Annotated in this window: 12 protein-coding genes; 6 read left to right on the top strand and 6 right to left on the bottom strand. The window is 65.7% G+C overall.

The features are described from left to right. Positions 1–3: 3 nt before the first annotated feature. The gene (locus BM083_RS08420; protein ID WP_089868508.1) at positions 4–711 is read left to right on the top strand and encodes an adenosylcobinamide amidohydrolase; all 708 of its coding nucleotides are present in this window, start codon (positions 4–6) and stop codon (positions 709–711) included. A gap of 59 nt (positions 712–770) precedes the next feature. Here the strand turns inward: BM083_RS08420 and BM083_RS08415 are convergent, their stop codons facing one another. Then, the gene (locus BM083_RS08415; RefSeq protein ID WP_089868506.1) at positions 771–1,175 is read right to left on the bottom strand and encodes a hypothetical protein; all 405 of its coding nucleotides are present in this window, start codon (positions 1,173–1,175) and stop codon (positions 771–773) included. Positions 1,176–1,407: 232 nt separating this feature from the next. Here BM083_RS08415 and BM083_RS08410 point away from each other — a divergent pair, with 232 nt between their 5' ends. The 3 genes from BM083_RS08410 to BM083_RS08400 are packed head-to-tail and all read left to right on the top strand — an operon-like array spanning position 1,408 to position 4,788. Then, positions 1,408–2,730 carry a cobyrinic acid a,c-diamide synthase gene (locus BM083_RS08410; protein WP_089868505.1) on the top strand — a complete coding sequence of 441 codons (1,323 nt, stop codon included), beginning with the start codon at positions 1,408–1,410 and terminating at the stop codon, positions 2,728–2,730. A 53-nt stretch (positions 2,731–2,783) separates the two neighbouring features. Further along, the gene (locus BM083_RS08405; protein ID WP_089868503.1) at positions 2,784–4,055 is read left to right on the top strand and encodes an amylo-alpha-1,6-glucosidase; all 1,272 of its coding nucleotides are present in this window, start codon (positions 2,784–2,786) and stop codon (positions 4,053–4,055) included. Then, positions 4,048–4,788, top strand: coding sequence for a cob(I)yrinic acid a,c-diamide adenosyltransferase (locus BM083_RS08400; protein ID WP_089868501.1), 741 nt, complete (start codon positions 4,048–4,050; stop codon positions 4,786–4,788). The genes BM083_RS08405 and BM083_RS08400 overlap by 8 nt, the downstream gene beginning before the upstream one ends. Before the next feature lie 4 nt (positions 4,789–4,792). Here BM083_RS08400 and BM083_RS08395 read toward each other — a convergent pair whose 3' ends face one another. Further along, positions 4,793–6,088 (bottom strand): outer membrane protein assembly factor BamB family protein, encoded by a 1,296-nt coding sequence (locus BM083_RS08395; protein ID WP_177197585.1) that lies wholly within the window; start codon positions 6,086–6,088, stop codon positions 4,793–4,795. A 139-nt stretch (positions 6,089–6,227) separates the two neighbouring features. Between BM083_RS08395 and BM083_RS08390 the strand changes: the two genes are divergently transcribed. Then, positions 6,228–7,844, top strand: a complete 1,617-nt coding sequence (locus BM083_RS08390; RefSeq protein ID WP_089870040.1) for a cobyric acid synthase — start codon at positions 6,228–6,230, stop codon at positions 7,842–7,844. Between the two features lie 51 nt (positions 7,845–7,895). Beyond that, positions 7,896–8,624 (top strand): selenium cofactor biosynthesis protein YqeC, encoded by a 729-nt coding sequence (gene yqeC, locus BM083_RS08385; protein WP_089868497.1) that lies wholly within the window; start codon positions 7,896–7,898, stop codon positions 8,622–8,624. A gap of 126 nt (positions 8,625–8,750) precedes the next feature. Here the strand turns inward: yqeC and BM083_RS08380 are convergent, their stop codons facing one another. The 4 genes from BM083_RS08380 to BM083_RS08365 all read right to left on the bottom strand — a co-directional run bounded on the left by BM083_RS08380 (position 8,751) and on the right by BM083_RS08365 (position 15,180). Next, positions 8,751–9,551 (bottom strand): hypothetical protein, encoded by an 801-nt coding sequence (locus BM083_RS08380; RefSeq protein ID WP_089868495.1) that lies wholly within the window; start codon positions 9,549–9,551, stop codon positions 8,751–8,753. Positions 9,552–9,616: 65 nt separating this feature from the next. Then, the gene (gene mobA, locus BM083_RS08375) at positions 9,617–10,231 is read right to left on the bottom strand and encodes a molybdenum cofactor guanylyltransferase (protein ID WP_089868494.1); all 615 of its coding nucleotides are present in this window, start codon (positions 10,229–10,231) and stop codon (positions 9,617–9,619) included. A 51-nt stretch (positions 10,232–10,282) separates the two neighbouring features. After that, positions 10,283–13,588, bottom strand: coding sequence for a formate dehydrogenase subunit alpha (gene fdhF, locus BM083_RS08370; protein ID WP_089868492.1), 3,306 nt, complete (start codon positions 13,586–13,588; stop codon positions 10,283–10,285). After that, positions 13,585–15,180, bottom strand: coding sequence for an NADH-ubiquinone oxidoreductase-F iron-sulfur binding region domain-containing protein (locus BM083_RS08365; protein WP_089868490.1), 1,596 nt, complete (start codon positions 15,178–15,180; stop codon positions 13,585–13,587). The genes fdhF and BM083_RS08365 overlap by 4 nt, the downstream gene beginning before the upstream one ends. Between the last annotated feature and the right edge of the window lie 77 nt (positions 15,181–15,257).

Raw genomic sequence — 15,257 nt, 5'->3', positions numbered from 1 at the left:
AGCGTGTTCGAGACGACGGTCCGAGACGGCGTCTGCCGAATCGCTCGCGACGAGACGCGCTGGCTCTCGACGGGCTATGCGGGCGGCGAGTCACACGGACCGGCCGCCTACAACGTCACCGTCCCCGACGGGTGGCCCGAGATGGACTTAGACGAGTACATCGACGAGCGTCGCCAGCGAGCAGGGTTCGACGACCCCGGGCCGACCCTCCTCACGGGCGTCGAACAGCGACACGCCCACCGCGCCCGACTCGGACCGGTCGAAGCCGTCGTGACGGCGGGCGTGTCGAATCCGGCGACGTTGCCGCTCGAACCGACGGACGAGCGAGGTGAACCGAGGAGTGACGACCGCCCGGTTGGGACTATCAACGTCGTCGTCGGGACGACTCGCTCGCTCGCGCCGGGTGCACTTCCCAACCTGCTCACCGTCGTCGCCGAGGCCAAGACGGCCACGTTGCTAGCGAAGATGGGGTTCACCGGGACGACGACGGATGCGGTCATCGTCGCCTGCGACCCAAGCGGTGAAGAGGCCGCGTTCTCGGGGAGTGCGACCGGCGTCGGTGCGGCGACGCGGGCCTGCGTCCGCGACGCACTCGTCGCTTCACTCGACTCCCGGTACGCGGTGGGCGACGTCGACCTTCCGGAATCTGTCGCCGAGGCGGCCTACGGCGTCGTCACCGACGAACGCGCCGACGTCGAACCGCTCGATTAGTCTCCTTGGCTTTCCTCGTGCTCGGGCCGGGACGGTGGTGAGTCGTTACTGCGAGAGACTCAGGAGAGCGTCGTGGAGACCGACTTCGGTGCGAAGAGCGGTCCTGCTCTCCACTGCTCGATACGGTAGGAGAAGATCGGTCCGTCAGTGTTTGGTGGATCTTCCGACCCTGCGACGACCGATACGTCGTACGACAGATTGCCGTTTTCGACGGTCGGTCGGTCGACCGAAATCTGCTGCCCACGGTCGACCACGCCGACGTGGACGACGAGAAACTTCGATCCGTACTCCGTCTCCTTGTAAGGCTGTGCTGTCGAGTCCAGAAGCATCTCCCAGTTGGCCACTGCTGACTCGGCGTTCTGTTTGGTAACCAGGACGCTGGCGACCGTCGGTCGCTGCGCATCTAACGACGACTGCTGTGCGAGGAACTCCTCGGTCCGTCGAAATCCGAGGCTTCGAACCAACTTTGGACCACCGACTCCCTGCGAGGTACATCCTGCCAAGGCAGACACGGCCGGTAGGGCACACGACAGTATCGCTCTCCGTGAAACCATTTTCAATCTCACCTAGACTGTGTCGATGTACGTATCTTCCAGTTGATTGTCTTTTGGGTCTGACTGCTTCGCACTGCGTATCGACCATCGAATTAAAGTATAGTTGTAGTAATCCATATTCAATGAATGTAGAGGTGAGACGGTGAAGGGCCTGGTCGTCGCCGGCACCGCGTCGAGCGTCGGGAAGACCGTGACGACGCTCGCAGTTTGCCGTGCGCTGCAACGGGAGGGTCGAACCGTCCAACCGGCGAAAGCCGGGCCGGACTTCATCGACCCGAGTCACCACACCGCGACGACGTGGCGCGCCTCGCGGACGCTCGACCCGTGGCTGCAAGGCGAGCGAGGACTCCGCGAGAACTATGCTCGCGGTGCGGGTGACGTCTGCGTCGTCGAGGGGATGATGGGACTGTACGACGGTGCTGGCGACCCCGACACGTCGACCGCCCGCGTCGCCGAACTGCTCGACCTGCCGGTCGTCCTCGTCGTCGACGCGAGTGCGGGCATGGAGAGCGTCGCCGCCACCGCACTCGGCTTCCAACGCTACACCGAACACACCGGCCACGACGTCGACGTCGCGGGCGTCGTCGCCACACGCGCCCACGGCGGGCGACACGAGCAGGGCATCGTGAACGCGCTTCCGGACGACTTGACGTACTTCGGTCGGATTCCGCCACGCGACGACCTGACGATTCCCGAGCGACATCTCGGTCTCGTGCTCGGCGAGGAGTCGTCGTTGACGCCCGACGCACTCGACGCCGCGGCAGATTGCTTGGACGTGGACCGACTGCTCGACGTGGCGCGTGAGGCAGACGTCCCCGACGACCCGAGCGATTCGGACCTGGCTCAAATCGCCGACGCCCCCCGAATCGCCGTCGCCGACGACGCCGCCTTTCGGTTCGTCTACCCGGCCGTCCGCGAGCGACTTCGCGCGCGAGCGACCGTCGTTCCCTTCGCACCGACCGCAGGCGACGACCTGCCCGAGTGCGACGGCGTCTACCTCCCCGGCGGCTACCCCGAACTCCACACCGAAGCACTCGAATCGAGTCCGGCGTTGGCGACGCTGGCCGACCGTGCATCCGAGGGACTGCCGGTCCTCGGCGAGTGCGGCGGCCTGATGGCGCTGGCCGAGTCGCTGACGACGACGGAGGGCGAGACGTTCGAGATGGCGGGCGTACTGCCCGCGAGCGTCCGGATGGCCGACCGGTATCGGGCGCTGGACCACGTCGAACTGGTCGCACGAGATGGGACGCTCACCGCCGGGCCGGGAGAGACGCTCCGCGGGCACGAGTTCCACTACTCCGAGGCGAGCGTCGCTGACGATGCACGGTTCGCCTTCGACGTGGAGAGAGGAACGGGAATCGACGGCGACCACGACGGTCTGACCGAATACCGGACGCTCGGCACCTACGCGCACGTCCACGCCGCGAGCGGCGCGTTCGACCGGTTCGTTTCGGAGTTGTCGTGATGCGCGATGCGTCGACCGAAAGGCAAAACTCCCGGTGCGGGGGTCTCTCTCACATGACCGACCGACGAGAGCAAGCCGTCGCAATCCTCCGCGAGAACCGCCACGAGGGGTACACTATCCCTTCGTCGACACTCTATCCCTACCAGTGGAACTGGGACTCGGCGTTCATCGCCGTCGGTCTCGCCCACGTCGACGAGGCGGCGGCGAAACAGGAGTTACGGACACTGCTCGACGCGATGTGGCCGAACGGGATGGTGCCGCAGATAGCGTTCTGGGCCGACGCGGAGGGCTACTTTCCCGGACCCGACGAGTGGGAGGCGGGCACGGACGAGGTAGCGACGAGCGGTATCACCCAACCGCCGATGCTCGTGCCCGCCGCCCGCCGCGTCTACGAGGTGACCAGCGACGACGCGTTCCGCGACGAGATGCTTCCACTCCTCGACCAGCATCTCTCGTGGTGGGTCGACGAACGGTCGTTCGACGGCGACACCGTCTACGTTCGCCACCCCTGGGCGACAGGGATGGACGACTCTCCTGCGTGGGTTCCCGTCTTAGAGTCGTTCGACCCAGCGGACATCGCCACGAACCTCGACTACGCGCGGAAAGACCGCAAGTCCGCCGACCTCTCCGAACAGCGACCGACCGACTGGGACTACGACCGCTACGTCGCGCTCGTCCGACAGGGGAAGGCGCTCGACTGGGACGAGTCCCGACTCCGAGAGGTGTGTCCGTTCCTCGTCGAGGACGTGCTGACGAACAGCATCTTCGTCCGCGCCTGCGACGACCTCGCCGCGCTCTACGCGGGTGCGGGCGACGAAGCCAAAGCCGACGAGTGGCGGCGACAGGCCGAACACAGTCGCGCCGGGATGCGCGAGCGACTGTGGGACGAGGAGTTGGGGACGTTCGTCTCCTACGACCGTGTGAACGACCGGAAACTGCGCGTGAACTCCGTCGCCGGTCTCGTCAGCGTTTTCGGCGAGGTACCGACGAACGAGCAGTTCGGCCGTCTCCGCGAGAATCTGCGAGAGAACTTCCTCGACTACGACTACGCCTGCCCCTCCTACGTCGGCCCCGACATGGACTACGACCGTTACTGGCGCGGGCCGGCGTGGATGAACGTCAACTGGCTTCTCGCCGACGGACTGCGGCGCTACGGCGCCGTCGACACCGCCGACCGAATCGAGGAGGACAGCCTCGAACTCTTGGAGGAAGAAGGGTTCCGCGAATACTTCAACCCGGAGACGGGCGCAGGCCGCGGGAGCGACCGATTCTCGTGGAGTGCCGCCCTGTATCTCGACTGGGCGAGTGACATGACACATGAGTAACGACGATTCACACACCGCAGACACGACGAACGCGACGGACACGACGGACACGACACACACCGCAGACGACGTCCGAAAGAACACGCCCGGAAAGGGCCGAAAGCCCGATGCCCGGACCATCGAACCGAGCGCCCCCGACGAGTTCGGACTCGTCCAAGTGTGGTGGGGTGGCGGGAAGGGCAAGACCACCGCCGCACTCGGCATGGGCTTTCGCGCCGCTGGCCACGGCTTTCGAGTCCACCTGCTCCAACTGATGAAGGGCGGCGCGGACAGCGTCGAGGACGTCCGCGGCGAGTACAACGCTATCGCCGCCGTCCCCGGCATCACCTACGAGAACCTCGGTCACTACGGGTGGGCCGGGATGCGCGACGGCAGCGACGAGGCCGACCACGCTACGCAGGCTGAAGCGGGGTTCGAGCGCGCACGAGAACTCGTCGCCGCGGCGGGCGAGGCAGACCTCTCGAAACCGCTGCCGCTCGACGGACCGGCCGAAGACGGTGTCCACATGCTCATCATCGACGAGGTGCTCTACGCCGTCTCGATGGGACTGCTCGACGAGTCGGCCGTCGTCGACTTCGTCGAGTCCAAGCCCGAGAACCTCGAACTCGTACTCACGGGGAGTCACGAACGACCGGACTATCTCGACGACGTTGCCGACCTCATCACGCAGGTCAAGATGGAAAAACACCCGTTCGAGACGGGGCAACGCGCTCGGAAGGGAACCGAGTACTGACCGATCAGACAGTATCGCCGGTGATAGCCGTGAGACTCGCGCCGCCGACGTAGACGGTGTCGTCGACGACGGCGGGAGCGGTGGTGCCGAACGGGACGTCGTCGCCGAACTCCCACGCGACGCTCCCGTCGGCGGCGTTCAGGGCCTTCCGTCCGGTGTAGACGAGGTCCTCCGTGGCGGCCGGTGCGACGACGGTACCCGTGACGTTCCACGCGACCGACCCGTCTTCGCGGTCGAACGCGTAGTGCCCTCGCGTCCTGCCTTCTTCGACGGGTTGGAAGCCGAAGACCACGTAGTCACCGGCGACAGCCGCCGACGTCCAGTAGCCGACGCCGTAGCCCGGGCCGTCGGGTTGATTCTCCCAGCGAATGCTTCCGTCCTCGGTGTCGACGGCGTAGACCGTGTCTTCGTATCTACCCGCACCGACGTAGACGGTGTCGCCGACGACGGTCGGCGTCGCCTCTTGCATCGACTTGAGGGCGCTCGTCTCGGCGACCCACTGCTCTTCACCCGTCTCCGCGTCGAGTGCGTAGAGTCGGTCGCTCGCGAGGTAGACCGCTCCGTCGGAAACGGCTGCTGGCGAGGAGTTCAGACTCGCGATGCCGGAGCCCTCGACACCGAACCGCCACTGTTCCTCACCGGAGGCCGTGTCGATTGCGAGCAGCGTACCGCCGTCTGTCATCGTCTCCGTCCCGAACGCGTAGACCATCCCGTCGTCGACGGTCAACGATTGATACGAGTCGTTCCCGCCGTCGAGCGGTGTCCGTCCCTGTTCTGTGCCGTCTTCGACGTCGAGGGCGACGAGTGCGCTCCCGGTCTTCTCGTTGCAGTCGGTCTCGGCGGCTTTTGCGGCGACGTAGACGGTGTCGCCGTCGACAGCGGGTGCGGAGTATCGGAACTCCTCGTCGCCAGCGGCGTCGGCGAACCATCGGAACTCGCCTTCGGTCGTCAGCGAGACGAGGCCCTCCTCGGTCGTCGCGTAGACGGCACCGTCGGCGACGACTGGGTCGCCGTAGCTCTGCTCGTCGTCTGCACCGAACTGCCACGCGACACCGACGTTCGAGCGCGGACCCGACGAGGCGACACCCGTCTTCGCGGCGTTTCCTTGCACCTGCGGCCACTCCTCGGAGACGGCGACGTCGTCGAGGGCGAGTGAACTCTCGGTGCTGACGTCGGTCGAGTTCGGCGCTCCGTCGAGCATCCGTGCACCCGCGTGTCCCGCTCCGACGGCCCCCACACTCGCAGTGACTCCAAGAAACTTCAGTACGGTTCGGCGTGTCGCGTCGTCTTGCTTCGACATAGACACGTCAACTACGCGCATTGAGAGTGTTATTATACGGAGAATAAATCGGCTGATTCGACAGCCAGTATATAGCGTATTCGGCCGTGACGAAACCGAACCGGGTGCGTTGATTGCAGTGCACGCCGAACTGTCGACGATGCCCGCCACACGAACACTTCTCGTCGCCGGTACAGCCAGTCACGTCGGCAAGAGCACCGTCGTCGCCGGTCTGTGTCGCCATCTCGCCGACCAGGGCGTCTCCGTCGCGCCGTTCAAGGCGCAGAACATGAGCAACAACGCGCGGGCCGTCCCGCGGTCGTCGGCCGTCGTCGGTGACCGAGAAGACGAGTCGACCGCCTTCGGCGAAATCGGCGTCTCGCAGTACGTCCAAGCCCGAGCAGCACGGGTTCGACCGACCACCGACCACAACCCGGTGCTCCTGAAACCGCGCGGGGATGGCCAGTCACAACTCGTCGTCGACGGCGTGGCAGTCGGGAACTTCGAGGCGGGACACTACTACAGCGACCACTGGCACGACGCGCGGGATGCAGCGAGAGACGCCCACGAACGACTCGCCGACGCCCACGACGTCGTCGTCGCCGAGGGTGCTGGCTCGATTGCGGAGATTAACCTCCACGACAGAGATTTAGCGAACGTCGAGACCGCTCGAACAAGTGGTGCAGACATCCTCCTCGTCGCCGACATCGAACGCGGCGGCGTCTTCGCCAGTCTCGTCGGGACGCTCGAACTGCTGCCCGACGACCTCCGCGAGCAGGTCGTCGGCGTCGTCGTCAACAAGTTTCGCGGCGACCTGTCCATCCTCGAACCGGGGCTAGACGCTTTCGAGGAGCGAACTGGTGTCCCCGTTCTCGGCGTCCTCCCGTACGACGACCCGGGTCTCCCCGCCGAGGACAGCGTCTCACTCCCGCCGGTCGGGGAGCGGTCGGTCGTCGGCGACAGCGACGGCGTCGCAGCGGCCGAGAGCGTGACCGTCGCCGTTCCTCGACTCCCGCACATCTCGAACTTCACCGACCTCGAACCGCTCGCCGCCGAACCCGGCGTTCGCGTCGCGTACGTCCCACTCGACGACCCCCTCGCCGACGCCGACGCCGTCGTCCTCCCGGGGACGAAGAACACCGTCGACGACCTACTGGCGGCACGAGAGGCTGGTCTCGGTGCCGCACTCGCCGCCTTCGACGGGCCACTCGTCGGCCTGTGCGGCGGCTATCAGTTCCTCGGCGAACGCCTCACGAACGCCGCCGTCGAAGGGACGGGCGAGGCGGAGTCGGTGGGTGGGTTCGGCCTCCTTCCAGTCGAGACGCGATTCGACCCGAAGAAACGCGTCACCGAAGCGCGGTGGCGTCTAGACGGAACGGGACCACTCGCGGGCGCTCGTGGGACGGTCGAGGGGTACGAGATTCACACGGGACAGACACGAGCAGTCGGCGACGACGAAATCGAGACACCGTTCACGCGCACGCGAGACGGTGAACGTACTACCGGTGACGATGACGAACGTACGGACGACGATGACGTGGCCGAGTCCGACGGGGCGACACTGGGCGCGGCGAACGCGAACGTCCTCGGGACGTATCTCCACGGTCTGTTCGAGAACCAGGTCGCTCGCGACGCGTTCCTCGACGTGACCTTCGCAGCGGCCGGTCGTCTCCGACCGAAACCGGGCGAAGCGACTCGCTCGCCGTTCGACCGCGCGGCCACGCTCGTCGCCGACCACGTCGACGTCGCCGCACTCGGCCTCGATAGTCGACACTGAACCGAGCAGTTCGCCACGACACTTTTTGACCGAGCACGGAGACAGAGACACATGGACATCGTCGAGGCACTCGCGGCGGAGTCGGGGATGGTCTGCGTCGTCGGCGCGGGCGGGAAGAAGACGACACTCTACTCGCTGGCGAACCGCGTCCCACGTGGCGTCGTCACCGCGACGGTTCGTATCCCCATCTTCGACGACCAGGTAGCCCACGTCGCCGTCACCGACGCACCGGTCGAGGCGCTCCGGACCAACGAGTCGTGGCCGCTCGGACTCGTCCCCGAACAGGAACGCGACGACCGATACCGCGGCTACGACCCGGCGCTCGTGACGGCGATTCGCGCTAGCGGCCACGCCGACGCCGTGTTCGTGAAGGCCGACGGGGCGCGGACCCGCTGGCTGAAAGCGCCCAACGAACACGAACCGCAGGTTCCAGCGATGGCCGACACCGTGATTCCCATCGCCAGCGCGAAAGTCGTCGGGAAACCGCTCACCGACGAACACGTCCACCGACCCGAACGCGTCGCCGACGTCACGGGGTTGGAGTTAGGCGACACCATCGGTGCCGAGGACGTCGCCGAGGTACTGGCGAGTCGTGACGGCGGACGGAAGGGCATCCTCCCGCGTGCGACGGTGATTCCGCTGATAAACATGGTCGACGACGAGGAGTTGGAAGCGGTCGGCCGAGAGATTGCGGAGGGGATTCACGAGCGCGTGAACGTCCCGCGAGTGGTGCTGGCGCGGATGAACACCGACGACCCGCTGGTGGACGTGGTGACGTAGAGGAGCGCCCGAGTCGCCCACTAGACGACGACTATCGTCGCTGTCCGCTACGGCGAGACGACAGTCGTCCGCGAGAACGTTGCCGACTACTGCTGAGCCGACCGTCGCGGAACCACGGCTACGTAGTCAGGAACTGCTGGTGTTGTCGCTCGTGGTGTTCCCGGCGAGTCGCTCTGCGGTGTCGACCCACTCGTGGTCCGGAAACTCGGTCGGTGCGACGTCGTAGGTGTAGTGGTACTCACCTTCTTCTCGGACCGTAATGTCGAAGCCGTAGATAACGCCGTCGTCGACACCGAGTTCGAACGTCCCTTCGACGAGTTGCGGGACGTAGTCGCCGGACCGCTCACCGGTCGCTCGGTAGACGAGTACTGGGACGCCGTAGTGGTTCTCCGTGCCGACGGCTTCCCACGTGTACAGTTCGAGGATGTCTGGATGCCGTCCGATGGTCGTGGGGTGTATCTTCCCGACGTGTGGGTCGTATCGGTAGAACGCGTCAGTGGTGTCGTCGTAGACGAACTGGTTGTCCGCTTCGAACATCTCTCGTCTGTGCTCGTCGAGTCCGGACGCGGGTTGGTAGAACACGTACGTCTTTCCGTGGCGGTACACCTTCGCATCGTGCCACCGGTCGGCGAGTATCTCGCCCGTGGTCGAGTTGATGTAGTACACGCCCTCGACTCGTGCTCCCTCGTCGGGTTCGGTGTAGTTGAGGACGTACGCGTCCCAGTGTTCGCGGGGTGCATAGGAGACGTTGTGTTCGTCGGCGTCGAGTGCCTCGAAGTCGACGGAGTCCGGGCCTGCACCAGCGGGATACGTCTGGTCTGCGGAGAGCGAGTTCGCCGTGGGTGGGTCGAACGCAGTGAGAGAGACAGGGACGGCGACGATGCCGACGAGAACGACGAGGAGGGCGACGAGATGGGGACGGTCCATGCACCCCGTATCAGGAGCGCCGATAAAATAGTTAGGGGGTTGAAAGTACCGAAGTGCCAGTAGGTTCAGAACCGCGTCTGTGCATCTTCGAACTCGTCACGCGTGTTCACATTCTCGAACGTCCCGACGTCGCCGTGTTCCCGAATTTCGCTCTCCTCGACGACGACCCACGCTAACTCCTCCAGCGGCGCGAGAATCTTCCGGTCGCCGCGTTCCAGTGCGGCCTCACAGGCCGCCGCCATCGCGTCTGCTCGATAAACGGCTTGCGTCGTCTGGTACCACCCGTCGTCGAGTTTCGGAACCGCGGCGTCGACGTTCTCCTCTTCCGCTCGCTCGAACAGGTACTCGACGACTCCCGAGTCGACGAAGGGCATGTCGCAGGCGACGACGACGGCGTACTCGCCGTCGCACGCGCCGAGTCCGGTTCCGATACCGGCCATCGGTCCCTCGTCGGTGTCGGTGTCGAGGGCGTATCGAACGGGGAGCGGATAGTCGCCCATCGCCGATTCGATTGCTGCCCGCTGGTCGGCGCGGCAGTTGACGACGAGTTCGTCGACGGTGGAGACGAGGCGGTCGGCGACGCGACGAATCATCGGCGTTCCGGCGAGTTCGGCGACGGCTTTGTCGGCGTCGCCGAACCGTGTCGAGCGACCACCGGCGACGACGACTGCTGAGCGCATGAGTGGGTGTTCTGTCGGCAGCGAAAAGTAGCCTCTGTTCGTGGTCGGTGCTCAGTCGTCGGCGGTCCCTTCGTCGGGTCGGCCTTCGACTTCACCCGTCGGCGGTTCGACCGGCAGTGGGTCGACGTCCGGGTCCGGGCCGACCGGTTCGATGCGGACGCTCGTCACCTTGTACTCGGGGATGTAGGAGTCCGGGTCGAGTTCGTGCTGCGTGAGTTCGTTGATGGCTCCCTGCGCGAAGTGCATCGGGATGAAGACGACGCCGGGGTCGGACATCTCGTGGACGTCCGCCTTGACGACGATGTCGCCGCGACGGGAGGTGACTCGCACGTACTCGTCGTCTTTCACACCCAACTGCTCGGCCATCTCCGGGTGGATGGTGACGAAACTCTCGGGGACGTGGTCCATCGATACCTGCGTCCGGCGCGTCATCGTCCCGGTGTGCCAGTGGTAGAGCACGCGACCCGACGTGAGCATCAGCGGGAACTCCTCGTCGGGCATCTCCACCGGCCCCGCGTAGTCGGCGGGGACGAATCGGGCGAGGCCGTCGTCGAAGTTGAACTCCTCTTCGTAGAGGAACGGCGTCCCCGGGTCGTCCTCCTCCTCGCAGGGCCACTGAAGCCCCTCCGGCGTCGACTCCAAGCGGTCGTAGGTGATGCCGCCGTAGATGGGGACGAGTTGGGAAATCTCGTCCATCACGTCGGCCGGCGAGGTGTAGTCCCAGTCGTAGCCGAACCGCTGGGCGAGGTCACAGAGGATACGTAGGTCCGTCTTTGCCTCACCCGGCGGTTCGACTGCTGGTCTGACCATCTGGACGCGACGTTCGGTGTTAGTGAACGTGCCGTACTTCTCAGCCGCCGAGGCCGCTGGAAGCACCACGTCGGCGAACTCCGCCGTCTCGGTCAGGAAGATGTCCTGCACCGCGAGGAAGTCGAGTTCCTGAATCGCGTGTTCGGCCTCTCGGATGTCTGGCTCCGAGAGCACCGGGTTCTCGCCCATGATGAACATCCCTCGAATCTCCCCGTCGGTCATCGCCTCGTACTGTTCGGGAAGTCGGAGACCCGTCTCCTGTGGTGGGCGCTCGCCCCAGACTCGCTCGAACTTGTCGGCCACCTCGTCGTCGGTGGGGTCCTGATACCCCGGTAGGTTGTGCGGGGCCGGTCCCATGTCGCCGCCGCCGCCCTGCACGTTGTTCTGCCCGCGGAACGGCGAGAGACCCGCGCCGGGCTTTCCTAAGTTGCCGGTGACGAGCGCGAGATTCGTGATGGCGAGGACGTTGCGTGTTCCGTGGGCGTGTTGGGTCATCCCCATCGCCCATCCGAAGATACAGGTGTCGGCTTTCGCAATCGTCTCGGCGGCGTTCTTCAACTCCTCGGGCGAGACGCCGGAGAGTTCCTCTACCTTCTCGGGCGTGAACGGTTCGACCTTCTCTTTGACATCGTCGAAGTGCTTCGTCCGTTCCTCGATGAACTCGGTGTCGTGGAGGTCCTCCTCGATGATGTGGCGAACCATCCCGTTGAGCCACGCGATGTCCTCGCCGGGTTTCGTCCGCGTGTACTGCGTGGCGTGCTCTGCCATGCCGATTTCGCGCGGTTCGAAGACGAACAGGTCCGCACCGTCGCGGACGTTCTGCTTGATGCGCGTGGCGAGCACCGGATGGCCCTCGGTGGTGTTCGACCCGGTGATGAGATAGCAGTCCGTCTCGCCGATATCCTCGTTGATGCGGTTGGTCATCGCCCCGAATCCGACCGTCTGCTTCAGCCCCGTCACCGTCGAAGAGTGACAGAGGCGCGCACAGTTGTCGACGTGCGGGGTGTGCAACACCTGCCGAGCGAACTTCTGGTTCAGGAAGTTCTCCTCGTTCGTGCACTTCGAGGAGGAGGTGACGGCGACCGAATCGTCGCCGTGTTCGCGCTGGATTTCGCTCAACTCTTCGTAGATTCGGTCGTACGCCTCCTCCCAACTGGCTTCGCGGAACTCGTCACCCTCTCGAATCAACGGCGTGGTCAACCGGTCGTCGCTGTCGACGAAGTCGTAGCCGAACTTCCCTTTCACACACGTCGAGAAGTCGTTGGCCGGCGTCGCCTCGGGGTCCGCCGGGCGGACGCCGAGTACGTCGCCGTCTTTCCCGTACAGTTCGAACCGACACCCGACCGCACAGTAGTTACAGGTCGTCTCGGCCTTCGTGATTCGGCCCAGTCGCGCGTCGCTGATGACCTCGGCGACGTCGAACAGTTGCCCGATGGTGAACGCCTCCGAGGCGAACTTCTCGCCGGCGTGTTCGGCCTGTTTCAGCGCCTCGTCGGTGAGTTGTTTACCCGTGTCCGTCGCCTGCTGTTTGGCCTTCGCCATGAAGCGTGCGACGCCGGACGTCTCGGAGACGTCCACCTCGTCGTCTTCGGCCGACGACGCCGACGAGACGCCGCGGTTCGGCGCACTCGACTCGTCGGCCTTCTGGGCGCGGTCACCCTCGATGACCTTCCCGATGGAGTTCTTCTGGTTGAACCCCGGCAGCGGGATAGTCGCGCTGTCGACGAGTCCCTGCTCGACCAGCGACCCGGTCGGACAGACCGTCGCACAGTGGCCACACGAGACACAGGTCGACTCCTGCATCGTGTCGACGTCGGACTGGAAGCCGATTCGCGTGTCCGACCCCTGTCCCTCGATTCTGAGGACGCCTTCGACCTGCACGTCGTTGCAGGCCTCGACACAGCGGTTACAGAGGATACACTTGTTGCGGTCTATCTGGATGACCGAGGAGGTGTCGTCGAGCGGTTCGTACTCGTCGCGGTCCTCGAAGACGCCGTATCTCGGTTCCTCGACGCCGTGTTCGATGGAGGTGTCTTGCAACTCACAGCGACCGTTCTGTCCGCAGGTCGTACACCGGAGGTTGTGGTTCGAGAGCACCAAATCGAGGTTGACGTCGCGGGCCTCGGCGGCGTCCTCGGCGGCGGTGCGGACGGTCAGGTCGTCCTCGGCCGGGAAGCTACAGGAGGGGACGAGTCCGTACTCCTCCGTCTCGACCATGCAGGTCCGACACTCGCTGCGCGGGCCGACGTTCTCTGACTGTTCTGTTCCACGGTCGTAGTAGCAGAGCGCCGGCACCTCTTCGTCGGTATCGACCGCTTCCATCGCCTCGATGACCGTCGACCCCGGTGGGACGGCGATAGACTGACCGTCGATGGTGAGGTGTGTCATCTCCTCGCCGCGCGTCCCCGTCTCGGGGTCGTTCGCCGTCCCGGTGTTGAAGTCCTCCGTCAGCGGCGTGCTGGGTCGGGGGTCCTCCAAATCTGGAATCCCCGGCATCGCCGGGGCGGGTGCCGATTCTCGCTCGCCTGATGGGTCGTCTGTGCTCATGTCGTCACTTCTCCTCGTTCGCGTTCGGCGTGTCGTTTCGTCTTGCACTCGCCGCTGGGACAGCGCCCTTCAGCGTGGGCGTGGAACTCCGTCTCGAAGCGGTCCATCGCCGTACTGACCGGGCGGGCCGCGCTCCGTCCGAAGTCGCAGGTGCTGGTGGTCCGCATGGTTCGAGTCAGTTCTCGGAGCATCCCGTCTTTGTACTCGCCCTGATAGACGTCTCGAAGCAGGTCCGTCAGTTGGACTGAACCTTCCCGACAGGGGACACAGCGCCCGCAGTTCTCCTCCTCGGCGAACCGGGCACGCTTGCCCGCGGTGGCGACGGCACACCGCGAGTCGGCGAGCAGTTCGACCGCGCCTTCCGTGCCGAGTCCCGCACCCGAGAGACCGGATGCGCTCGGCGCGTAGTCGAGCGACCGAGTGAGGCCGCCGAACTGCCCGCCGACGCAGGCCATCTTGAACGACCCGTCGAGCGTCACTGCCTCGCGAATCGCCTCCAGCGACCCGCCAGTCGAGAGTTCGACCGTCGCGGGTGCGTCCACGTCGCCAGAGACGGTCAGCAGTCGCGTCCCCGGGTCGGCGTCGCCGGCGTCGAAGGCGTCGGAGTCGAGGAGTAGTTCGCGTATCTGTGCTATCGTCCGCGGGGTGTGGATCACGGTCGGCCGACCGTAGAGACCGTGCTGGGCCGGCGTCGGGGGGCGGAGTCTCGCCTCCAGTCGGTCGTTACCCTCCATCGCTTCCAGCGCCATCGTCATCTCACCGGCGATGTACCTGTCCGGGCCGGCGACGACCTGCGGGCGTTTCGGCGGGTCGACGTGTTCACAGACGGTGTCGACGGCCGCTCGAACTCGGTCGCGCGCGAGGTAGTCCGCTTCGTTACAGTAGACGACGACGTCTTCGACGGCCAGTAGGTCGGCCACGGCGAGGGCGCCGTCGACGACAGCGGCCGGGTCCGCTTCGAGGAGCGTGCTGTCCGTCCGGTTTCGGTCGTCACTCTCGTTGGCGTTGACCACGAGGACGGGGTCTTGCCCCTCGGACTCGACCGTCTCGCGGGCGCGGTCCCACTCCTCGATTACGGGCACGTCCGTACTTCCGTCGCCGCGGCCGCGACCGAGCAGACCGACGCGTCGAATCAGGTCGTCCGCCCCGTCGGCGTCGTCGCGGACGACGTCGGTCGCCAGTCGCTCGTCCAGTTGCTCGCCGGGAACGGTCCACCCCGCGCGAGCGAGTACCCGCCGCCGTCCGACGGCGAGGGGGCCGTTCTCCGGAAGCGGAAGCGTTCCGCTGTCCGGGTCGTGGTCGACGACCGCGTGTGCCGCGTCGGTCGACACGTCGCCGTCCTCGACCGCTCGAACCAGCGCTCGAACGTCGTCGGCAGTGGGGTCGGCGTGGAACGCCGTCACGCCGTCGTGCGTCGTGAGGACCAGCGGCGCGAGGTCACCGACGCCGGCCGGTCCGACCTCCAGCACCGTCGCCGTCGTCGCCTCGTCGCGGGCGACAGTGGCGAGCGACCGGGTCCGGTCGAGCGAGTCCGTCCCCGTACAGATTCGAACGACGTGCGTCGTCGCAGTCGTTCCGTTCGTCTCCGTCATCTTCTGATGCTCAGGAGGGATAGCACGAAAGCGTTGTGGCGACTGCTAGCACGTATCTTGCCGGTTGTCTGCGACGG

Origin of the sequence: Halogranum rubrum, assembly GCF_900114455.1 — an archaeon.
In the GTDB taxonomy this organism is placed as follows: Archaea; Halobacteriota; Halobacteria; order Halobacteriales; family Haloferacaceae; genus Halogranum; species Halogranum rubrum.
This window is presented reverse-complemented; position numbering and strand designations above follow the sequence as displayed.